Source organism: uncultured Chryseobacterium sp. (assembly GCF_913776365.1).
Taxonomy (GTDB): domain Bacteria; phylum Bacteroidota; class Bacteroidia; order Flavobacteriales; family Weeksellaceae; genus Chryseobacterium.
Genome location: NZ_CAJYMO010000083.1, coordinates 1 through 22,582, shown reverse-complemented (window position 1 = coordinate 22,582; position 22,582 = coordinate 1). Strand labels below are relative to the sequence as shown.

Genomic DNA, 22,582 nt, shown 5'->3' with positions numbered 1-22,582 from the left:
CAATGCGTCAACCGTCTGGGTTTTTATTCTTCCGTAATCTGCAGGATTGGTTTCCTTTATGGTGGTAACATTTCCGTTAATAGAAGTTTCCAGCTGCTTGCCACTGAATAAGGAAGAAGTCACTTTAGCCGGAAATACCGTATCATCATAAACGGTAGTGTTCCACTGGCTGGCTGATTGACCTTCAAAATAGGCTTCTGATTCCTGAACCTTTCTTCCTAACAGATCATATTGTGCTTCTTTGGAGACAAACTTCCCCTGTCCGAAAGCTTTTGTTGACGTTTTATAATCCTGGTTTAATTTGTTGGTATATTTTTTTGAAATATCACCGTCCGGATCATATGCCGTAACAAAAGTGTTATAATTATCATCAATCTGGTAAGTATACGTGGTAGTTCCTTCCAGATTGCTTTTGGACTTTATTATTTTATTCCATGCATCATAGGTGTTGATGATGTTATTTCCTAAAGGGCTAATGTTGGTAAGCACTTGCCCCAGGTCATTGTAAGTATAATTATTTACAAGCCCCAGATTATCAATGGCTTTTTCAACAAATCTTCCTTTAGAATCATATCCTGCCTTGGAAGTCTCTGTCTGAGCATCCATTCCATTGCTGATAACAGTCTGGATCTTATTTCCAAACCCGTCATAGTCATATGTTTCGCGCAGATAGTCAGAATTATCCCGGTTCCATTTTGTAAGGGTTTTTAAAAGATTATTTTCATAAGTATATTCCTCCCTAACCGATTGGGAATCCGAGTATGCATCGATGACATCATTTTTAACCTGTGGCCGGCCGATGTAATAGTCTGCTCCCACTCCCGCTGGATTATGAATATACCCAAAATTTGACACGGTGGTAGCATAACCGTCATTAATATTGGATACACTTTCTTCAGGCAAATAGTATTCTCCGTAATCAACCGTGTTTGTGGTAACTGTATTTGTTAAAAAATCTTTTATCCTAACAATCTTAGGAAGAATTGCAATGACTGCTTTTGGTTTATCCGCATCACTAACCATGGATACCACTTGTCCATTAACTAATTTATCAATTTGATAGATAGTGGATTTAAAACTTAGTAATTGTGTATTGTTTTCAGAAATATCTGCCGGGAATACTTGGTTTTCATTATTTGTTCTGATTGACCATTCTTTAACAGGTACCCCTTCCTGTAACGGATCCAGTTCAACGCCGTTCCAGATTTTAGTATTTTCAAAACCATCCGCATACCAGGAGGAACGGGCAGCCTGAAGGTAACCCATCATTCCTTTTCCACGCATATGCCCGGTCATGCTCCTGTACCTGAAATCCTGTTTACGGTTTTCCTGCTCAAGCTGTGAAACAGCATATACCTGGTCTGCCCTGCTGAGAGCATAATAAGGATAAATTTCTTTTTTTACTTTTTTGTAAAAACCCGGATTAGTGCCGTTATCCGGTACAACCTCCTGGTACTTTATCAGAGTGGTAACTCCGCCCTGTTTGATCGAAGCTATTTTCGCTAATTCGAAAACTGAAGTCGGCCCCTTTATTTTTTTTACGAACTGCTTCCAGTATAAAAAGACGTTATAATAATTATTTCCGGATTTTATTGCACTTGTGAGAGGAGCAAATAACGTAAGATCCGTAATATCCGGCGTACCGTATACAGGACTTTGGAAAGACCAGTTCGGTGTGAAATTCGGCGTTCCGTTAATTTCTGATCCATTTGCCATTTTAGCACTAACAATATACCCGAAGTCCCTATATCCTGAGGCATTGTATGGATTTACCTGATTGTATGAGAATACCTGGACAATATCGGATTTTCCATCTCTGTTCATATCCGTAACGGAGAAGAAATATTGTTTGGCAAACTTTGCATAATTGCCGTTCATTTCTTTCTGATACTTGCGATAGGTAAAGAATTCTTTCTTCAGGAAGGGGAGAAATCCTTTTCCTGTCCCCATGTAAAATCTCCAGTCATCCGGTTTTCCCACAGCGTAATCGGTAATCGGAATAGCAAAATCAACATTGCCGTCACCATTGAAATCTCCATATAATACCGGAAATTCAGCATCTTTCGTTTCGAGGAGATTCCCTGAAAACCGTATCTTTTTCTCATACTGGTTGGCACTGACTTTTACAAACTCAAAAACCGTATATTGAGAACCTTCTACATTAATAATTTCTACTTTTCCATCACCATCAATATCCATATATTTCTGATCTGTATATGAATTTTCATTAATTGATGAAGTAATATAGCTGAATCCTGTACTCGGATATTTAAGATCTACGATAGCTCTTTGATTATATGGGCCTTGTTCACCATCATCAACGAACAGATCGGGCATACCGTCCCCATTGAAATCTCCAACATTTAAACTCGTAATATCATCTGTAGAGCCTAGTGATAAAGCTCTATCGAATACTTTCACAAAGGTATTATTTCTTAAAATATATCCTAGGATCCTATCATTTTTATATTCAACAATACCATTACCATTATAAACTTCTCCGTCTTCATCCAGTAGGGAACTAACTACTTTGGCATTGTTCGCAAAAATTTTACCTGTAGCAATACTGGAAAAATTTTCATTAAATGCTCCTAACTTAACCGTTCCGTCATTCATTAAAAAATCCAGATAAGAATCGCCGTTAAAATCTCCTGTCAATTTTACTTGGTCAAAGGGGTCAGGGTCTGTGGGATACTCTGCATAAGAAGAGTTTACCATAGGAGGATAATCTATGGTAATAGGATTAGCCGGCTGGCCGTCTGCATTATACTCTGTTATCTTATTAACAAATTGATAATTAGTACCATTATTAGTATATTCTATCGTATATTTTCTGAATGGAGCATTATTATATATGGTGCTGCTTGAAAACACCTTAATTTCTGACAAAAGTCTTTTTTGCGTATATTTTAATCCCCGTATATAAGACTGTTCTTTTAAGTTCCTATCAACATTGTAATCAAAAAGGACCGTATTAAAGTGAGGCTTGTTTAAAATTTTATTTCCACCCCATTTTATAAAATAGATCTTACTGACACCTTCTTCCTGTGCATATGAATAAGAAATGTAATTTCCCTGTGGATCCTGCCATTCAGTGATATTGAATTCCAAAGACGTTCTTGCATCTAAATTACTACCATACAGAGCCCTAGATCCATCTTCAAAGGTAACTTCCCAATATTCTGGTCCTTGAAAGGCCTGTCCGGCAGTCTCCGAACCGATCGACCTGATTTTGATATTCGAATATTTTTCCGTTACATATTCAGCTCCATCCTTGCCATATTCTCCCGACTTCAGTATTAATCTTTGGCCATTAAAACTGTAATAGTCCGAGTAATCGAACTGTACCCCTTTGGTTTCCCCGTCTTTTTCTATATTTTTTCCGGTTCTTACAATGGAATTTATCCCAGAAATATTCCAGCCATATCCGGCAATCCCGTTTCCGGCACTGCTGTTATACACTAAATTCACTTCAGGAGCAATATTTTTCACGCCTGCCGGCAATGTAAGGGGTAAGGTAAATTTCAATTGACCTGATCCATCAACCTCAATATTCCCTTTCGTATCATGAAACTTTGTATTGGCAGTCTCAGTAGTTCCATAAGGATTACTAGCTCCGGCATTGGAATCCGCAGGCCCACCGCCCGGGTTGTCTGTGGAAGGACCGATCTTGGCCACAAAAGGATTCGATATACTGCTTGTAGCGTGAAATCCCGGAGTAAGGATCACCGTCTGCGGATCCTGGACTGTCCGGCTCGTACTTTCTGCCTGGTACAGGATGGTCTGGGAAAAGCCCATGACTGTACACAAAGACAGTATAAATGATGAAAATAATTTCATTCTCATTGCTATTAATAATATATAGTTAAAAGTTTTATCTTTTGGTAATGTTTTTACTGAAGACCCTTCCGTCCTTTAAGGTAAAACGGATCACGTAGACTCCCCAATCGAAGCCGGTCATGTTGATCTTCAGTTTCCTGTTCAGGCCTGGAATGTTCTGCTGCTGAAATTTCCAGTGGACGGTACTATGCTGGTAAAGCGAAACGGATTCAATAAGCCCGTCCACTTCTTCCGTCCAGTCAAGCGTCAGATAATCGTTTACCGGAACCGGGTACATCCTGATCTGCTTGAAAAAAGATTTCTCATCCAAAGCAGGCATCTGCTGTACAGAAGCAACCGTTTTCGTTTCTTCTGTTTTTTTCGTTTCATCCGTCTTTTGCCTGGCAGCAGAGTTTGTACCTCTGTATCGTTGGTTTCCCGCTTCATCATACTTAAAGTAGACTTCCGTTTGTGAAAAGCCTAAAAATCCAATGAATATAGATAAGGCCGATAGTAATTTTCGCTTCATGGTTATCTAGATTTTAATGACAGTATTTCCTGAACCTTTCTTTTAAGCTCGCTGATCTCTTCTGACTGCAGTTTCAGAACTTTGTTTTCCTCCTGCAGCTGTCTGATCTGCTTGTTCTGTTCAATCGAATACAATGTTAATTCTTCAATCTTTTCCAGAAGCCTGGCATCCATTTCCCCCAGATTGATCCCTTCTTTTTCCACTTCGCCGGCAGAAGGAATATTGGGCAGGTGCCCTTTCTCCTGAATATGCTTCTCTACCTCTTCCAACGTTCTGAGCTTATATTCTTTTTTAAAGACATAATCTGCCCAGCCATTGGCTGCCGGGTTCTCTACTTTGATCTGTTCAGCCTTAATCCCTTTTCTCACATAAAAAATATAACCTGGATCATTATCATATTGATCTGTTCCTACTGTTACTTTCCCCATATTATTAACGACAAGAATATTGTTATGGACTGCATCAGTAAATTTAATTCTTGTAATTCCTGAAGAATTTGGTGTACTTACATCTGAATTAGGATCAACAGAATTATTATTAGGCATAGAAAATTCTAAATTTTTAGTTCTTCGTCCTCTAATTACAAAATCATCTATAGCAGCCCAATTTGAAAAACAGCCGTTACATGGTACACTTGCCATTTCTAAATAGGCACCAGGAGCACTGGGATTTCCTATAGAAACAGCAGAAGCATCTGAAAAAATCTTAAATCTTTCTGTATTATTTGTTTTAAAAAGTAAAGGTTGATTATCAGATGTTCCAATAAAATTTGTTGCAGGATTTATTCCTGAATTTCCAGTCAAACCCCAAGATTGTGCTATCACAAATGACGATAAGATTAAAGCCAACGGAAGTAATTTCGTTCTCATAAAAGTTAAAAAGTGTTAAAAATTTTTGCAAATATATCTCTTTTAGGTCACCCCAACAAGAATTAAACAATAACGAAATATGAAATTTATCACCTTACTGTGGTATTATATCTGCTTCTAAGAGGTTGCAGCAAATATATTTCCGTAAAGCGACAAAACTCGTCGTGTTATTTTATTTTTGAAATTAATGTGAAGATTTTCTTATAGCTGAAATCAGATCTGGTGCAGATAAGATCCATGGATTAAAGAAATCATACTGTTTCTAATAATATATCTCTGGCATTATCTATATTTCCCATTAATGAAGAATAGGATGAGGACCATATGATTCTTATATGATTCTTATATCACTCCTTCTCTTCCAGTTCCTGCATCCGGTTTTTAATAAAATCCGTAGGGCGGATGCCGTTGATCTCATAAAAAAGATCGGAGAAGTTCTGACGGGAGGCGATGCCGCATTCTTTGGCCAGGGTCTCGATGTTGTACAGAAGGTATTTCCTGTTCTCGAAAAGCAGGGTCGTGATATAATGTATGCGGAGCTGGCTCAGGTATTTGTTGAAATTGACTCCTTTGTATTCATTGATGACCTGCGAGAGATAATTGGAGTTGGTCCCCAGCTGTGCGGCCAGCTTACCGATGGTAAGGCCTTTCTGGGTAAAATCTTTTTTATCTTCAAAATCCTTTAGTTTGGCCAGAAGTTCCTCTACTTTGCTTTCGTGCAATACCGCCCGCCTCTCTTCCACCGGAACTGACTGCGGTAAGATTTCGGGTTCCTCTTCCCTGTTGTTCTTAAATTTTTCCTCCAGAAAGACATACTTCTGCTTGATCTCTTTGGCTTTCTTATGCCTTTTTGCAAAGAGAATAACGAGCCCGATTGCCCAGATGATAAGAACGATAATGATAACGGTGACCAGATAATTGATTTTCTGGAGCTTATTTTTTTCATCCAGCAAAGTCTTGGTATCATAATCCTTGTGGATCTTGGGCGAAAGATAACTGAAATCCCTGGACATGATGCTGTCTGCCTTTAAAAGCTGGCTGGTATAGTACAGCTGCCGGGTCTGGTCCTTATGCTTTTTGCTGTAATCGATCAGGATTTCATAGTTTTCCCTTAGTTCGGGAAGAATAAACTGGTAGCGGTTGAATATCGAGTCTATCTTTTTAAAGTAGTTGATGGAAGCTTTGCTGTCCTCCAGTTCCCTGTAGGTTTTTCCGATATAGAAATAGTTCACGGAAAGCCGCGCAAAATCCCTGCTGTTTTTCATGGAAACCAAAGACTGGTTCAGGTAAATCAGGGCCGGCTGATAATGGTGATTCCGGTATTCGGAAATACCTTTGGAAAGAAGAAAATACCCCTTTTCCTGGGTATACTGCCGGTCTGTACCGGTTTCAGACAATCCGATCGCTACCGCTGAATCAGCCTCTTTGTACTTTTTCAGATGGCGGTAACAGATGATCATCTGGTGAAGGCTGTTAAGATACCCTACCTTGTTGTTGTAGATCTCATTGGGAAGGAGATTGCTACGGGATTTCTGCCGGTAATAGGAAATGCAGCGGTCAAAAAGTTCCGAAGCCTCTTCGTAATATCCCAGATAGCTCTTCACGACCCCAATGTGGTAAAGATTCTGGTATTTCAGGTATTCATTGCGGGTACTTTTGGAATATTCGTAAGCTTCAAGATACTCGTTAAGGGCAAGCTGATACTTTTTATAATGATAATAATAGACAACGCCTTTTTCGATATGGGCAATAATCAGCAGGTCTTTATCCCGGGAGAAATTGGCGGCCCAAACCGTGCTGTCTGCATACTTCAGTTTCTGGGCATTTTCAGAAGAATAAAAAACCCCGTCCTTATATCCCTGAACCAGTTTTTCATAATTTTTCTCCTTCTTTGCCTTTTCGATATAGGGCTGGATGAAAGGAAATGCACGGACATCGTTTTCCTCAAAATTCTCATACTTTTCCCGCAGCTGAAAATATCCGCCGGAAGTCTGCTGGGCAGAAAGCAGTACAAAACATCCTGTAAAAAATACAAAAAATAGATTTTTAACCACCTCTATGATTATTCTATTACTAATAGACGCCAAAATTACACAAAATACAGCGGGTTTTGTCAAGGAATTATGAATTAATAACGAGAATCGAATTATTTCTATTTTACAAAAATACAGACTGACTATCAATCTATTAAATCCGCCTGATTCCTGAATTAGGACGTCTTGATTTATAAATAGAGACAACAACCATTTTTATATCCCAACCTAAGGTGATAATTTTGGACTCAGGATTCAGCAGAACAGATTTTATCTACAAGAAATCATCAGGAAGCGGAAACCGGCAGGAAACAATAATAAGATATCAAATGCAAAAAAACGACTAGCGAGAGGGTAAAAACTAACAACCGAAAAAAAACATGGATTCGATGATGAATCGTCCGATTTCTGATAATGGCAAACCATCAGAAAAGAGGGTTCTTCAGAATTAGTGCAACTAAAAAACTAACAACCTTACCGACTTATAACCATCCGGAAACCAGATGACATGATTACATTTCATGCAGGTGCATTGAGAAGGGTTTGTCAAGAGCCCGCTTTATTAAAGTTTTCAGTTTTAATCGAAAAGAGACTATCCGTAGGGAAAGCCTCTTTTCTTTTTAAAACATTAAGGATTTATAATCACTTCCAGCCTCCGCCTAAGCTCTTATAAATATCAACAACTGTGCTCAGCTGTTTTTGTTTTGCTTCCACCAGTTCCATCTTGGCGTCCAGGGCATCCCTCTGGTTCAGAAGAACCTCCAGGTAGTCTGCTCTTGAATTCCGGAACAGCTGGTTCGCAATATCGATTGATTGTTCTAATGACTTGGTCTCCTGTGATTTCAGCTGGTAATACTGGTCGATATTCTTTATTTTCGACATCAGGTTCGCCACATCGAGATAGGCATTCAGAATCGTTTTATCATATTCATACAGTGCCTGGATCTGTTTGGCATCTGCAGTCTGGAAATTGGCTTTGATCGCACTTTTATTGATCAGCGGGCCCGCCAGTTCACCGGCCAGGCTTGCCGCCACAGATTCCGGCAATTTCACCAGATAGGAAGGTTTAAAAGCTTCCAGTCCAAGCGTAGCTGAAATCTCCAGTGAAGGGTAGAATTCTTTCCTTGCTGCTTCCACATCCAGTTTTGCAGATTTCAGCTCCAGTTCCGCCTGCTTGATGTCCGGACGGTTCGCCAGCAGCTGGGAAGGGATTCCGGTAGAAATGGTTTGCGGCATGGTTGACATGAAGCTCTCTTTTGTTCTTACAATCGGCTGTGGAAAACGTCCGCACAGGGCATTGATTTCATTTTCCTTTTCTGTAATTTCCTGCCGGATGGTATACTCGGTAGCCTTCGACTTGGCCAGTTCCGCCTCAAACTTTTTCACGGCAAGTTCGGTAGCTGCAGCAGCCTCTTTCTGGATTTTTGAAATCTCGAGTGCCCTCTGCTGAAGTTTGATGTACTGCTGGATAATGTCCAGCTGGTTATCCAGGGCAAGCAGTTCGTAATAATTATCCGCCACTTCCTCGATCAGGTTGGAAAGCACAAAGTTTTTCCCTTCCACCGTAGACAGGTAATGCGCCACTGCCGATTCTTTTTCCGTCCTTAGCTTTTTCCAGATATCGATTTCCCAATTGGCGGTCAAGCCGCCTCCGAAATTCAACAGCGGATCAGGAATTGCAGTACCGGGTTCGATATCAGTGGTCGCATCACCGGCTCCCTCACTGGTGTATCGCCCGGCTTTTCTTACTCCCGCTCCGCCTCCGGCAGATACGGTAGGGGTCAGTCTTCCTTTTTTAGCCAGGACGCCGCTTTTGGCGATCTCAATTTCCTGCAGCGTAATCAGGAGTTCCTGATTGTTTTTAAGTGAAGTCTCAATCAGCGCTACCAGGTTCGGATCGGTGAAAAACTGCCTCCACGGAGTCGTTCCGCTGTTGACAGTGGCATCGCCCTGATCTTCCTGGTTAAAATTCTGAGGTACGTTTTCCTTCACCTCATCTTTTACAACGGTCGCCATCGGCGCCTTACAGCCTGTTAAAACAAGCGATAAGGCAATGGCAGCTATATATTTATTATAAATCTTCATGTTTGTCATCGTGTTGGTACGGTTCAGTTTGTTCGGTTAAAGGGTTTTCTTCTTCATACCTCGCCAGCTTTGATTTTTCAGCGATGGTTCCGAAGATGTAGTAGAGTCCCGGAATGATCATCAACCCGAAAACAGTTCCGAGAAGCATTCCTCCTGCTGCTGCGGTACCAATGGTACGGTTACCGATCGCTCCGGGTCCTGTAGCCAGCACCAGCGGAATCAATCCGGCGATAAAGGCAAATGAAGTCATCAGGATCGGCCGGAAACGGATGGCGGCACCCTCAATTGCTGCCTGCGCTACCGGAATTCCTTCTTCCGCTTTCTTCTGGACAGCGAATTCCACAATCAATACAGCATTTTTACCCAAAAGGCCGATCAGCATAACCATGGCTACCTGAGCATAGATGTTATTTTCCAGTCCTAATAATTTCAGGCACAGGAATGCCCCGAAAATACCGGTCGGCAGTGACAGGATTACCGGTAACGGCAGGATAAAGCTTTCGTACTGAGCCGCCAGGATCAGGTAAACAAATCCCAGACACACCAGGAAGATGAAGATGGCTTCATTTCCACGGCTGACCTCATCTTTTGAGATTCCGGCCCAGTCGATCCCGAAACCTCTCGGAAGTGTTTTGTCCGCTACTTCCTTAATGGCTGCAATCGCCTGCCCGGAGCTGTATCCAGGAGCCGGTGTACCGCTTACCTCTGCAGAATTGTACATGTTGTGCCGGGTAATCTCAGATAAACCGTATACTTTTTCAAGGTGCATGAAATCCGAGTACGGAACCATTTCATCCTTATCATTCTTTACATAAAGCTTCAGCAGATCCGTTGGCAGGGCACGGTACTGAGGGCCGGCCTGCACAATTACTTTATAAGGCCTGTCAAAACGGATGAAGCTGGTCTCATAATTGGAACCGATCAGTGTGGAAAGGTTGTCCATTGCCTTTTCTATCGTAACACCCTTCTGTTCAGCCAGATCGTTATCGATCTTCAGCATGTACTGCGGGAAGCTTGCCGAATAGAATGTGAAAGCAGAGCCCAGTTCCGGACGTTTTTTCAGTTCGTTCACAAATTCATTGCTTACCTTTTCCATTTTCTGGTAGTCACCGCTTCCTGCCTTATCCAGCAGACGGAGCTCAAAACCTCCGGCAGCACCATAACCCGGAATAGACGGCGGCTGGAAGAATTCGATATTGGCTCCCGGAATGTTCTTGGCTTTCTCTTCCAGCTTTTCAATAATTTCCGAAGCCGATTCCGAACGGTCTTCCCAGCTTTTCAGGTTAATGAGACAGGTTCCGGCGTTAGATCCGGTACCTTCCGTAAGGATTTCATATCCTGCAAGTGAAGAAACAGACTGTACGCCGTTGATATCCTCAGATTCCCTTAGCAGCTCCTTGGCAATCTGGTTGGTTCTTTCCAGGGTAGATCCCGGAGGCGTCTGGATGATGGCGTAGATCATTCCCTGGTCTTCCGCAGGAATAAACCCTGAAGGCAGCGAGTTGCTTAAAAAGAAAGTACAGGCACAGAAAGCCAGCAGCAAAGGAAGCGTAAATGTTTTCCTTTTTACGGTCTTGTTAAGCATTCTTTCATACTTTCCGGCTCCTCTGGTAAACAGGCTGTTGAATTTATCCAGAAAAATGGTTACCGGCGTTCTTCTCCTGGCTTTTCCATGATTATTTTTCAGGATCAGGGCACATAAAGCCGGAGTCAACGTCAAAGCTACAACCCCGGAAAGTATGATCGCAGAAGCCATGGTAATGGAAAACTGACGGTAAAATACCCCAACCGGCCCGGACATGAAGGCAATCGGAATAAATACGGAAGCCATTACCAGGGTGATTGCTATAATGGCCCCGCTGATTTCGTGCATTGCCTCTTCCGTTGCTTTCAACGGTGACAGGTGTTTCTCCTCCATTTTGGCGTGAACCGCCTCGATCACCACAATGGCGTCATCCACAACTACCCCGATGGCCATAACCAGCGCAAAGAGCGAGATCATGTTCAGGGTAATCCCGAAGGCAGACATTACGGCAAACGTACCGATAAGCGAAACCGGAACCGCAATTGCCGGAATCAGGGTGGAACGCCAGTCTCCTAAAAACAGGAACACCACAATGGCTACCAGGATAAAAGCCTCAAACAGGGTGTGAACCACCTTTTCAATCGATGCATCCAGGAATTTGGATACGTCATAACTGATGTCATAGTGCATCCCCTTCGGGAAAGTGGTTTTCTGAAGTTCCGCCATCAGGGATTTTACATTCTTGATTACGTCGCTCGCATTGGATCCGTACGATTGCTTTACCGTAATGGCGGCGGACGGTTTCCCGTTCAGGGTAGAATAAATATCGTACATGGATGAACCGAATTCGATATCAGCTACGTCTTTCAGTCGGATGAATTCGCCATCGGATTTTGCTTTCAGGATAATGTTTCCGTAATCCTTTTCATTGTTGAAACGCCCCGGATATTTCAAAATATATTCAAATGACTGAGACCTCTTTCCTGAGCTCTCTCCCGTTTTCCCCGGAGACGCTTCAAGACTCTGCTCGTTCAGTGCTTCCATTACTTCATCTGCTGAAATGCTGTAGGCCGTTAAACGGTCCGGTTTCAGCCAGATACGCATGGCATATTCCCGGGTTCCCAGGATGTCAGCAAAACCTACACCGCCTACCCTTCTCAGTTCAGACATTACATTGATGTCGGCATAGTTGAAAAGGAATTTCTGGTCGGCTTTCGGGTCGTCACTGTAAAGATTGATATACATCAGCATATTCGGTTCTTCACGGGTAATTTTCACCCCTTCCCGCACGACCAGCGGCGGAAGCTTGTTTACAACGGAGGACACCCGGTTCTGGACGTTTACAGCTGCTACGTTAGGGTCGGTACCGAGGTCAAAAACCACCTGGATGGAAGCTTCCCCGTCATTTCCCGCATCAGAGGTCATATACTTCATTCCGGGTACCCCGTTTAATCCCCTTTCCAGAGGAATAACTACGGATTTTACCAGTAACTCGTTATTGGCACCCGGGTATTCTGCCGTAATATTTACTTTGGGCGGCGAAATAGACGGGAACTGGGTCACAGGGAGTTTCATCAGGGATAATACCCCCATAAATACGATAATCAGAGAGATTACGATAGACAGTACAGGTCTGCGAATGAATTTCTTAAACATAATCCTCTATTCTGCTTTTAGTTTCAACGACTGCATCACTTTCTTCGGATCCTGGAATTTTGTGCGTACTTTCTGGTCATCTTTTACTTTCTGTACCCCTTCCAGCAGGATCTTATCTCCGGTTGAAAGTCCGGAACTTACAACATAGACATCCGGAAGCTCATAAGCCACTTTAATGTTTTTGGACTTTACAACGCCATTGTTCTCCACCACGAAGACATATTTCTGGTCCTGGATTTCATAAGTGGCTTTCTGCGGAATGATGAGCGCATTTTTCACCGGCAGGGTCATTCTTACTTTTCCGGTTTCCCCGTTTCTCAGCAGTTTATTGGGATTCGGGAACTTGGCACGGAATGCAATATTTCCGGTCTCGTTATCAAACTCGCCTTCAATGGTCTGGATCTGTCCTTTCTCGGGTAAAAGTTCGCCATTGGCCATTACGAGTCCTACTTCGCTGCTGCCGCGGTCTGCCGCATGCATCTGGTAGCTGAGGTATTCCGGTTCGGAAACATTGAAATAGCCGTACATGTTGGTATTATCAGAAAGGGAAGTGAGTAAATCCCCTTCATCGATGAGACTTCCCAGTTTCAGGGGAATCCTGTTGATGATTCCTGAAAACGGTGCCTTGATATCCGTAAACGAAAGATGGATCTGTGCCAGTTTTGCTTCTGCGTTGGCAGCATCCAGTTTGGCCTTGGCCATTGACCTTTCATTCTTGGATACAATGTTACTGTTTGCCAGTGTACTGGCATTTTTAAGTTCAATGGTAGCCTGGGCCACTTCAGCCTGGGCCTTTAGCAATTCTGCCTGGTACAGTTTCGGCATGATACGGAACAGCGTCTGTCCCTGGTGCACGAACTGTCCTTCGTCTACAAAGATCTTTTCGAGAAAACCTTTTTCCTGAGCACGGATTTCAATGTTTTTCACCGATTGGATCTGAGCTACGTATTCTTTGTCAATCACCGTATCCATCACCACCGGCGAGGTTACGGGATAAACTGCAGCTTCTTCTTTTTCTTCTTCTTTTTTGTTACAGCTGAACAATAAAAGACTGCTTAGCGCAATGCCTGCGACAACTCTCTTGATCATAATTCTGGAGTTTATATAAATCGTTAATGTTTTAATAGGAAAATGGCAATAAGAAAGGATGGCCTGCGCAGAAACGATTGCCGGCAAATACAGCACAGGATATTTTTCACCGGGATCCGGCAGAAAATACGGTACAAATAAGATTTCAGATCCTTATGGAACGGATCAGGATAAATCTTTTTACGGAAGAGAGCCCGGACAAATAGCCTTCCAGGGCGGGTTTTGCCTTCTTAAAGCTGGTAAGCCCGAAAATATAGGCCAGGGTGAAAATACTTGTAAAAAATACCAGATCCTGAAGGGTATCGGATACCTGAAAACTGTTTTCTGCGAGTTCCAGCGAGTAGAGGTTCCCCGCATCATCCGGCATCTGCTGCACAGAGAGTTTATCGCAGGTCTGGTTCAGCCGGTTGGCTCTTTTAGGAATATTCTGAGAAACATGCCCGGCATAATCGTTTTTTAACGTTCTGACATTAATCTTGCTTTCCACTACGAAAAGCAGAAAAAGGCTGGTCAAAAAGTATACGATGTAATTTCTCATTTATACTGCAAATGTAAGGGATGGCATCAATACTTTTCCAGTAAACCTGGTGTTTAGAACAAAGCATTAACAATAATTAACACTCCTTTAAATCTGCTGAATACGGAATATCATACAATATCAACCCTATAAATTTCCAATTCAAATACTTGATAATAAGTCACTTAAAAACAAAACATAATATTCAATCATATCCTGGCATTAAATTTGTAAACCGTAGATCCGGTAAAAATAAATTTTAAAATGTTAACGAATCTTAAAAGAAACGAGGCACTTCTACAAAATGAATTATAGCGATTATTAAAGATATGAAAGTAAATAAATTTATATGATCTTCTCAATTAACCATAACCCTTCCTCATAAAGTCATATTTAAGTACCAATTTTTAATTAATTTATCTAAAATTAACAGGATTTTATTAATAATAATTGTAAATTTATAACTTCTTAACACTGAAACACTTTAAAATCACTCATTATGAAAAAGTTCTTATTTATTACCGGCGTATTTTTTGTTTTCATCTTAACAGCCTGTAAACATTCTGCAAAAGAAGAAGAAGTTCACGTACAGGATATGCAGAGTAGTACAGACCATCGCGATACAGTAATAAAGCAGATTTATACAGATGATTACGGCGATCAGCTCGAAGTAGCTGTCAATGAAAATAAAAATACCGTATCTATCCGTCTGGACGGTAAATCCTATGAACTGAAAAAAAAGGATGAACTGCCGGAATACACAGCAGGTAATTCAGATTACCAGTTTTCTGACATCAGGGGTGAAGTGACTTTTATGAGAAAAGGATATAATATCGTACTGTTTCATCACAAAAGGGAAAAAACTGCCGGAAATACAAAAATGGCGTCTTTTTAGCCTGAACGGAGAGAATAAAAAATGAGGGTTCCGGAGCCGGTCTGTTAATCAGTTCTGCTTCTGATAACGGCGTTTTTTTCGCAGAGATGTATTAATCCTGAATGGAAAAGGCAGCACTGTTTGTTTCCGGATGAACGCCAGCCTGTTATGCAATAAACACATCACTATACCAGAGGGCACTTCCGTAGATATGGAAGTGCCCGATTTTTAGCCCTTGTTGTTTTTATATTTGATGCAACATACCAGAAGTGTTATATTTACCAATACGGCAAATGCATTGGAGGCAATAATCGGAAACTCATCCTTGATGATTCCATACCACACCCACAATGAAAGTCCTGTAATGAGAACCAGAATCATTCCCCAGGATAAATCTTCCGCATTTTTGCTTTTCATTACTTTTATCACCTGTGGAACCATAGCCACCGAAGTAAGGACTCCCGCAGCAATCCCTAAAATTTCTTCATTCATAGATCTGATGTTATTCTTTTCAAGATAAGAAATTTCGCTCTTATACGCAATGTTCATGCTCAGTATGGATACCCGTATTTACAATGCAGGAACTATGTGAATCGTTCCAGTGACACCTCTTTATCCAATGGGATATCTTTTTCGATATGATCATACAGCCGTCCTGCGAAATAACACCCGTTCAGGATGCCGCGCGCTCCCATTCCGTTAAAGACATAGAGACCGGTATGATGCATATGCCGGCCGATAATAGGCCGCCTGTCTTTTACGGTAGGCCTGAAACCGAAACTGGCTTCGACAATTTCAAAATCATGAGGATAAAACTCTGCCAGTCCTTTTGTCAACTGCTCTACTGCCGAGTCATCAATATGCTGATGAAGCTGTTCCCTGTCATAGGTGCCGCCATAGAAATGAAGGCCGTTATCCAGCGGAAACAGAAAGTGTTTTTTCTTGATGGTTATATTGACCGGAAGGCTCTCGGACAATCTTACTTTGATATGGTGACCCTTGTTAGGCTGTAATGGAATAAAAGAAAAATAAGGATTATCCTTTACTGCCATTCCTTCGCAAAAGATAATTTTTCCGTATTTCAGATCTTCATATACGGATTTTTCAACATCCAATTGTGAATACCTAAATTTTTCCTTCCTGATTTTGCCTCTTTTTTCTAAAAAAGCCAATAGACCTTCAAAAAAACGGCTTACATTGAGACGGGCAGACTGAACCACCTTTCCGGTGAGAAAATCGTTTTTTACCCCATCCAGGCGATCGAAATTTTCACTGAGAAAGTGAGTGAGCTCATCGGTTAATGATTTTTTCTGCCATAACCTCTGTTCGTTTTCATCATGGAAAATCCGGTGAACCGGAGCGTCAATGAGGTAATTCTCGCCAGTATAACTTTCCATTTCATGCATCACCTTTTTTAAGTCATCAATCTGCTCCTGTGCCTTCCAGAACGTGGTAAATTTTTTGAGGACAACAGGGTTGATAATGCCGGCAGAAACGCGGGATGCACTTTTCCTTCCATCTGAAAACAGTACAAAAGAACGGTTATCCATAATCAGCCGGTGAGCAAAAAAAAGAGCGGCGTAACCGTCTCCGACGATGATATAGTCTACATTTTCCATAAATAAAAAAACCTGAGTAAAAGTACTCAGGTTTTCTATAATTATCAAATGAAATTTAGTAATTCCACATATCATTTTCCATTTGAAGGATCTGACCTTTGATTCTGTCGCTTTCCTCCATCTGATCTTCAGCATCTCTCGGGATATAATCTTTGATGACACCGTCTCCCAATCCTGTAGAAGATTTGAAGATTACAGAAGAGAATCTTCTGGCGTTGATCAGATCGTCGAAAGACAGGTCTGCAGAAGTATTTTTCCTGTTGTATACATAGTTGTTAGCCAGGATATCCCTTGCATTTGGATAATATACCCAGAAAAGATCAATCAATTCATCAGCTCCCGGTAACGGCTGTCCGTCCGGAGTTGTTCTGCCGATCAGTTTAGGATCCGGACCCATAGCCGCAATTCCTAACGGTCTGTACTTCAGCTGTCCGTCTCTTTTGTCGATGAACCACATTCCGAACATTTTAAGAACTTTTACTTTTTCCGTAGTTGTTTCATAAACATCGGTAAGTTCTTTTTTCTCCTGCTCGGTCAGCTGGCGGCCGCTGTTCAGGATGTTGATGGCTTCATCATCTACCCTTACGTCTACCAATCTCGTTTTGATCTGCTCTGGCGTTAACCTTTGAACGAAATTCTCATCGTCATACACTTCTTTGATATCGCCGTTCAAAGCACCGTCGAGAAGTAACTTATACAATGATTTTGTTTCCGTAGACAGGAGTCCGTCCGGGTTGTTGTAATAGAAAGGCTGATTCACCTTGTCATTCATATCAATCACTTCCCATACAAACATGCTTTTGAGGATATCTTTTTCATCCACAAAACCGTACTCCAGAGGTTTTACTGTTTTATCGATAACCGTATCCCCTACCTTCATTTTGTTCTCAGCTCTCATTTTTCTGAATTCTTCCGGAGAAGAAGCATTCAGGATGGTCTGGGAAAAAGCAAATCCCGAAACCAATACCAAAAGACTGCTAATATATTTTTTCATAGTTACTTCTTATTGAACATTAATTAATACAGGTGAAATATTTCCTATTCTCTGATCTCCAAGACCGGTAGCGGTTGCTTTGATATCGAAGATATATACTCCGTCTCCAGGTCTCAGGTTTCTGAACATTCCTGCAGCTCCCTGCAATGAACTTCCCTGAACCTGCATTGAAGCTCTTCCAGGTACCCTCACCATGAATGAGGTTACATTAAATGATACCGGGAAGTCAAAGTCAGGAATTACGGCCTGAAGCTGTTGGTTTTCCACGGATCCGGATGGCATCGTCAGCATATTTTTCCCTCTGATCTGTCCTTGTGGTGGCGGTACATTCTTAATTCTGTAATCAAATGTCTGAGTGATAGCCTTACCGTAAGGATCTGTTCCGGACAATGTAATTTTCAATAGATTTCCTGAACCTGGTCTTACATCCCATTTGCCCGGTCCTGTGCTCTTCACCGTTGCTCCCGGAGCAGAAAGTGAAAGCTTGGCATTATCGGCACCTAAGATAGAACCTGAAACCGGGTTATCAAGACCTCTGTACATTACATTCATCTTATCAGCAGATAACAACAGACCTTTCTGCAATTTCACTTCCTGAGGACCGGAAATTACATTATAGGTATGGGTGAAAGGGAAGCTTTGTGCTTTACCGGTAGCATCCGTCAGGGTAATATTACCACTGAAAACGTGCTCTCCGATTCCGCTCGTATTAAGATTGGCATATCCTTTTCCGTTCTCCTGTCTGCTAACTCCTGAAATGCTGATTTTATTACTGTTTGAATAGTTTCCTAACATAACCACTGCTTCAGCAGGCTTACCCGCCACAACATCCACAGGCGCAGAAACGATAGCCTCATAGCTTGTAAATTTAATGCTGGCATCCACTTTTTCCTGTAACATCAACGCCAATGCATCAGATTGTACGTTTCTTGCATCATTCTGGATGATTTCAAGATTGGAAATCGCAGCAATCAGCGGCTGGTGGTAAAATTTATTCTGGAACCAGGTTTTCTCATTAGGCGACTTTCCTTTAGGATATTCTGCTATCAAAGATTTGTTGGCTCTTTCCACAAGGTCTTTCAATTGAGGGTTGTTACCGAAAGTAGCATTGATATAATTTCTTACATCATCAATTTTAGCTTTCAGGTCCAGGGCTCCTTTGGAAGGGGTATTCTCATCACCTTCCTTGAAAAAATATTCAGTAGTCGCTTCATTGTTATTCAATGCAGCAAAGTTTTCACTTACGTCGATATCCTTTCCTGCCTTGTCCTTCTCATGGAATTCCGATTTCTTTTTAAGTAAATCCTTGATATCCTGAGCGGATTTTACCAATGAATTGATTTTATCTCTTAAAACCTGATATTGCTGCCAAGGCTGGGCATAGGTATCAGGTACCTGCTGGGCTTTAGCTTCAAGGGTTTTTTCGAAAATCTTTTCGTTTTTTCTTTCTGTTAAAGTCCGGGTTTCATTAAGAGCTTTTGTAGAGTCATAATATGACCTGATGATTTCTGCATCAATATTTAGGGCCATCATCGCGATGAACACCAAATACATAAGGTTGATCATCTTCTGACGAGGGGTCTGTTTTCCTTTTGCCATTCTCTTTTCTTTATTTTTTTATTACGCGGTTAAATAGAAATGGTGAGGAATTAAGATTTCATAGCTGTTAACATACCTCCGTACACTCTGTTCAGATTGTTTAGGTTGGAAGTAAGGCCTTGCAGCTCCTGGTTGAATTTTTCTGATTGTTCAGCAGATTTCTGCATATCCTGTACATACTTCTTAGCGAATTCAGACTGTCTTTGTCCGTTTTCCAGCTGCATTGTATATAAAGCATTCATGCTTTCCATATGCTGGGCAGCTTTATTAAGCTGTTCGTTATATTTATGGGTGGAAGCGGATACGTCTACCGTCTGGTTGATCTGGTCAACGGAATTGGAGAACTTATCGATTCCTGTTCTTAATCTTTCAAATAACTGAACATCCAGTTTTGCATCCTGCAGCATTTTGTCCAGCTTAGTGGAAAGGGTGTTTTCCATTTCGGCAAACTGTGCAGCGGCGGCTGCAGCATTGCTTTTTGATACATTTGAATGTAAAGGGTTAGGGTTGGCATCCTTGTCCAATAATTCAGGATACACATTTTCCCACGCATAAGACTCTTCTGATTTCGGTGGATCGAAAGCGAAGATGATGAAGATGATAGCTTCCGTGATAAGTCCCACTGTAAGAGCAATGTTACCGTTAATAGGTCCCAGCGTAATGTGAGTAATTTTAAGCCAAGCTCCAAGAATTACAATTGCAGCACCGAATGAATAAAAGAAATTCATCCAAGCATCTTTAGTCTTAAACATATAAGTTAGATTTTTTTAGTGTTAAATAAAAATTGTTGTAAAAAAAGTGTGATTGATTATCTGTTGACTCTTCTAGGTTTAACAGCCGCTTCAGGAATATCCTGCACTGTTCTGAATCCGATATAGCTTCTTGCAGAGTCTTTTCTTTCCCAGTCTCTGGCACCGGTCATCAGCATATATCCTACATCTTTCCAAGATCCGCCTCTTACCGATCTTTTATCATCGGTTTTATCTTTTGTAGAAGGGTTCAGCGTTGATGAGAATCCGTAAGAAGAATTGTTATAGGCAGATTCTGTCCATTCAGAAACGTTTCCGGCCATATCAAACAATCCAAAACCGTTTTTCTTGAATTTCTTTACCGGAGCGGTATAGGTATAAGTTCCTTTTTTATCATCTTCCATGTAATTTCCTCTCTTAGGCTTGAAGTTCGCCAGGTAGCAGCCTCTGTCATCCATCAGATAAGGACCACCCCAAGGATAAGTAGCATTTTCCATTCCTCCTCTGGCAGCATATTCCCATTCGATTTCTGTAGGAAGTCTGAAGATTAAAGGTTTTTGCTTTCTTCTTTTTAAGCTTTCATTGTAATCAGACTTTAATTTGGTTCTGAAGTTACAGTAAGCTCTTGCCTGATCCCAGGTCACTCCCACTACAGGATAGTCCTTGTACGCTTTGTGCCAGAAATACTGCTCAAACAAAGGTTCGTTGTATGCGAAATGAAAATCTTTCACCCAAACCGTAGTATCCGGGTAGATGGCGATGCTTTCGCTTCTCAGATAGTTTACGCCTCTTTCTTTTTCAGCCAGGGCAACATCCATGTCACCCCAACGGTATTGATATTTAAGTTTACTAACGTCGATAATTCTTTCATTCCCTACTCTGGAAGAAGCCGGTAAATACATTGACTCCAGCACTTCTGCATATTCTACATCGGGATATTTTGAAGTGTTCCAATGCAATGGAACTTTCCAGTCCAGTTTTTTTGTAGGATCGAAGGTAGATTCGTCACCTCCTCCCTGAGCTTCAAGATATTCCTGATATGGTGTTAAGTTTTCTTCTTTCTGAGCAAGGTAGGCATAATCTCCGATGCTTGTCCCCCTTCCTTTTCCTTCTCCGCCTTCTCCGGCAGCCTCAGCAAGCAGGGTTCTTGCAATAGAGTCTCTAACATAATTGATAAATACTCTGTATTCTGCATTAGTGGTTTCTGCTTCATCCATGAAGAAAGATGAAACGGTAACCGTCTTTGCCGGAGCTTTTTCAGGGCTGTTGGTAAAATCCTGATCAGTTAATCCCGCAACAAATGATCCTGCAGGGATAGCCACCATTCCGTATGGTCTCTCCGCAACAAATGATTTTGTTTTTTCTCTTGGTATTAATTCCCCTTTTGTTCCCGGTTTCCCCACTGAAGAGGCTCCCCCACCTGAACAAGATACCGATGCTACTGACGCAGACAATAATAAAAGAAATATCCTTTTCATGTTAATTTTTATAATTAAGCCGTAAATATATAATTTTTTTAAGAAACTTTTAAGATTTTTTTTGAAATAACGGAGGAAATCTAAATTTATTTTATTTCAGACGTATTTTTATTCTACCGTTACCGATTTTGCGAGGTTTCTCGGCTGATCCACATTGGCTCCTCTGTACACGGCAATATAGTATGCCAGCAATTGCAGGGGTACGGAGGCTACGATCGGGGAGAAACATTCGGAAGTCTCCGGAATTTCAATAACATAGTCTGCCATTTCGCTTACCTGGGTATCCCCTCTGTTCACGACAGCAATCACTTTACCTTTTCTGGCTTTTATCTCCTGTACGTTGCTTACGATTTTATCATAATGTCCTTTTTTAGGAGCAATGATTACAATCGGCATATTTTCATCAATCAGCGCAATCGGACCATGTTTCATTTCGGCTGCCGGATACCCTTCGGCATGGATATAGGAAATTTCCTTAAGTTTCAGCGCACCTTCCAATGCTGCCGGATAATTGTATCCTCTTCCCAGATATAAGAAATTGGTAGCATTTACAAAATCTTTGGCAATATGCTGCACCAGTTCATGGGTTTCCTCAAGTACCTCTTCTATTTTCTTAGGCATCGCATCCAGCTCGGCAATTAAGCTCATGAAGTCTGCATTCCCCAGATTCCCGTTGTGTTTTCCTAATTTAAAAGCGATCAGCGTAAGGATGGTAAGCTGGGCAGTAAAGGCTTTGGTGGAAGCCACTCCGATTTCCGGTCCGGCGTGGGTATATGATCCGGCATCCGTAATTCTTGCAATGGATGAATCCACTACATTACAGATTCCATAGATAAAAGCTCCTCTTTCCTTGGCAAGCTTCAGGGCAGCCATGGTATCAGCAGTTTCGCCTGACTGTGAGATGGCAATCACCACATCTTTATCGGTAATAATCGGGTTCCGGTACCTGAATTCGGATGCATATTCCACTTCTACGGGGATTCTTGCATATTCTTCAATCAGATATTCCCCGATCAGTCCTGCATGCCATGAAGTACCGCAGGCAATGATGATGATCCGGTTGGCATTTTTGAATCTTTCGATATGATCCCAGATTCCGGCCATTTTAATTACGCCTTCCTCTACAATCAGCCTTCCTCTCATGGTA

General features: G+C 41.6%; 16 protein-coding genes. 1 reads left to right on the top strand and 15 read right to left on the bottom strand.

Annotated elements, in window-relative coordinates:
* The 8 genes from QZ735_RS04375 to QZ735_RS04340 all read right to left on the bottom strand — a co-directional run.
* The coding region (locus QZ735_RS04375) for a SpvB/TcaC N-terminal domain-containing protein (RefSeq protein WP_294244705.1) at window positions 1-3,840 on the bottom strand (3,840 nt) is incomplete at its 3' end.
* Window positions 3,841-3,874: 34 nt separating this feature from the next.
* Window positions 3,875-4,348 (bottom strand): hypothetical protein, encoded by a 474-nt coding sequence (locus QZ735_RS04370; RefSeq protein ID WP_294244702.1) that lies wholly within the window; start codon window positions 4,346-4,348, stop codon window positions 3,875-3,877.
* 2 nt (window positions 4,349-4,350) lie between these two features.
* Window positions 4,351-5,217 carry a cell wall anchor protein gene (locus tag QZ735_RS04365; RefSeq protein WP_294244699.1) on the bottom strand — a complete coding sequence of 289 codons (867 nt, stop codon included), beginning with the start codon at window positions 5,215-5,217 and terminating at the stop codon, window positions 4,351-4,353.
* Window positions 5,218-5,564: 347 nt separating this feature from the next.
* Window positions 5,565-7,271, bottom strand: coding sequence for an AraC family transcriptional regulator (locus QZ735_RS04360; protein WP_294244696.1), 1,707 nt, complete (start codon window positions 7,269-7,271; stop codon window positions 5,565-5,567).
* A gap of 621 nt (window positions 7,272-7,892) precedes the next feature.
* A complete protein-coding gene (locus QZ735_RS04355) occupies window positions 7,893-9,335 on the bottom strand; it encodes an efflux transporter outer membrane subunit (RefSeq protein WP_294244693.1) in 1,443 nt (480 codons plus the stop codon).
* Window positions 9,322-12,516 (bottom strand): efflux RND transporter permease subunit, encoded by a 3,195-nt coding sequence (locus QZ735_RS04350; protein ID WP_294244690.1) that lies wholly within the window; start codon window positions 12,514-12,516, stop codon window positions 9,322-9,324. The genes QZ735_RS04355 and QZ735_RS04350 overlap by 14 nt, the downstream gene beginning before the upstream one ends.
* A gap of 6 nt (window positions 12,517-12,522) precedes the next feature.
* The gene (locus QZ735_RS04345; RefSeq protein WP_294244688.1) at window positions 12,523-13,605 is read right to left on the bottom strand and encodes an efflux RND transporter periplasmic adaptor subunit; all 1,083 of its coding nucleotides are present in this window, start codon (window positions 13,603-13,605) and stop codon (window positions 12,523-12,525) included.
* 145 nt (window positions 13,606-13,750) lie between these two features.
* A complete protein-coding gene (locus QZ735_RS04340) occupies window positions 13,751-14,143 on the bottom strand; it encodes a hypothetical protein (RefSeq protein WP_294244685.1) in 393 nt (130 codons plus the stop codon).
* Window positions 14,144-14,621: 478 nt separating this feature from the next.
* Here QZ735_RS04340 and QZ735_RS04335 point away from each other — a divergent pair, with 478 nt between their 5' ends.
* Window positions 14,622-15,017 (top strand): hypothetical protein, encoded by a 396-nt coding sequence (locus QZ735_RS04335; protein WP_294244682.1) that lies wholly within the window; start codon window positions 14,622-14,624, stop codon window positions 15,015-15,017.
* A 207-nt stretch (window positions 15,018-15,224) separates the two neighbouring features.
* Here QZ735_RS04335 and QZ735_RS04330 read toward each other — a convergent pair whose 3' ends face one another.
* The 7 genes from QZ735_RS04330 to glmS form a co-directional block, all read right to left on the bottom strand.
* Complete coding sequence (locus QZ735_RS04330; protein ID WP_294244678.1) at window positions 15,225-15,545, bottom strand: SemiSWEET transporter; 321 nt, start codon at window positions 15,543-15,545, stop codon at window positions 15,225-15,227.
* A 35-nt stretch (window positions 15,546-15,580) separates the two neighbouring features.
* The gene (locus QZ735_RS04325) at window positions 15,581-16,615 is read right to left on the bottom strand and encodes an FAD-binding oxidoreductase (RefSeq protein ID WP_294244675.1); all 1,035 of its coding nucleotides are present in this window, start codon (window positions 16,613-16,615) and stop codon (window positions 15,581-15,583) included.
* A 55-nt stretch (window positions 16,616-16,670) separates the two neighbouring features.
* Entirely contained in the window at window positions 16,671-17,609 is a 939-nt protein-coding gene (gene gldN, locus QZ735_RS04320; RefSeq protein WP_294244673.1) for a gliding motility protein GldN, read from the bottom strand.
* A gap of 9 nt (window positions 17,610-17,618) precedes the next feature.
* Entirely contained in the window at window positions 17,619-19,208 is a 1,590-nt protein-coding gene (locus tag QZ735_RS04315) for a GldM family protein (RefSeq protein WP_294244670.1), read from the bottom strand.
* Window positions 19,209-19,258: 50 nt separating this feature from the next.
* Window positions 19,259-19,960 (bottom strand): gliding motility protein GldL, encoded by a 702-nt coding sequence (gene gldL, locus QZ735_RS04310; RefSeq protein ID WP_294244668.1) that lies wholly within the window; start codon window positions 19,958-19,960, stop codon window positions 19,259-19,261.
* Window positions 19,961-20,016: 56 nt separating this feature from the next.
* On the bottom strand, window positions 20,017-21,435 hold the full coding sequence (gldK, locus tag QZ735_RS04305) for a gliding motility lipoprotein GldK (RefSeq protein WP_294244664.1): 1,419 nt from the start codon (window positions 21,433-21,435) through the stop codon (window positions 20,017-20,019).
* A 108-nt stretch (window positions 21,436-21,543) separates the two neighbouring features.
* Window positions 21,544-22,582, bottom strand: a 1,039-nt coding sequence (glmS, locus tag QZ735_RS04300; protein ID WP_294244661.1) for a glutamine--fructose-6-phosphate transaminase (isomerizing), incomplete at its 5' end; no start/stop codon positions are given.

Bases quoted from the DNA above. Each gene is read 5' to 3' on its own strand.
- QZ735_RS04340 (WP_294244685.1), bottom strand. From the start codon at position 14,143: ATGAGAAATTACATCGTATACTTTTTGACCAGCCTTTTTCTGCTTTTC.
- QZ735_RS04330 (WP_294244678.1), bottom strand. From the start codon at position 15,545: ATGAACATTGCGTATAAGAGCGAAATTTCTTATCTTGAAAAGAATAAC.
- QZ735_RS04345 (WP_294244688.1), bottom strand. From the start codon at position 13,605: ATGATCAAGAGAGTTGTCGCAGGCATTGCGCTAAGCAGTCTTTTATTG.
- QZ735_RS04370 (WP_294244702.1), bottom strand. From the start codon at position 4,348: ATGAAGCGAAAATTACTATCGGCCTTATCTATATTCATTGGATTTTTA.
- gldK (WP_294244664.1), bottom strand. From the start codon at position 21,435: ATGAAAAGGATATTTCTTTTATTATTGTCTGCGTCAGTAGCATCGGTA.
- QZ735_RS04350 (WP_294244690.1), bottom strand. From the start codon at position 12,516: ATGTTTAAGAAATTCATTCGCAGACCTGTACTGTCTATCGTAATCTCT.
- QZ735_RS04355 (WP_294244693.1), bottom strand. From the start codon at position 9,335: ATGAAGATTTATAATAAATATATAGCTGCCATTGCCTTATCGCTTGTT.
- QZ735_RS04325 (WP_294244675.1), bottom strand. From the start codon at position 16,615: ATGGAAAATGTAGACTATATCATCGTCGGAGACGGTTACGCCGCTCTT.
- gldN (WP_294244673.1), bottom strand. From the start codon at position 17,609: ATGAAAAAATATATTAGCAGTCTTTTGGTATTGGTTTCGGGATTTGCT.
- QZ735_RS04335 (WP_294244682.1), top strand. From the start codon at position 14,622: ATGAAAAAGTTCTTATTTATTACCGGCGTATTTTTTGTTTTCATCTTA.
- QZ735_RS04315 (WP_294244670.1), bottom strand. From the start codon at position 19,208: ATGGCAAAAGGAAAACAGACCCCTCGTCAGAAGATGATCAACCTTATG.
- gldL (WP_294244668.1), bottom strand. From the start codon at position 19,960: ATGTTTAAGACTAAAGATGCTTGGATGAATTTCTTTTATTCATTCGGT.
- QZ735_RS04365 (WP_294244699.1), bottom strand. From the start codon at position 5,217: ATGAGAACGAAATTACTTCCGTTGGCTTTAATCTTATCGTCATTTGTG.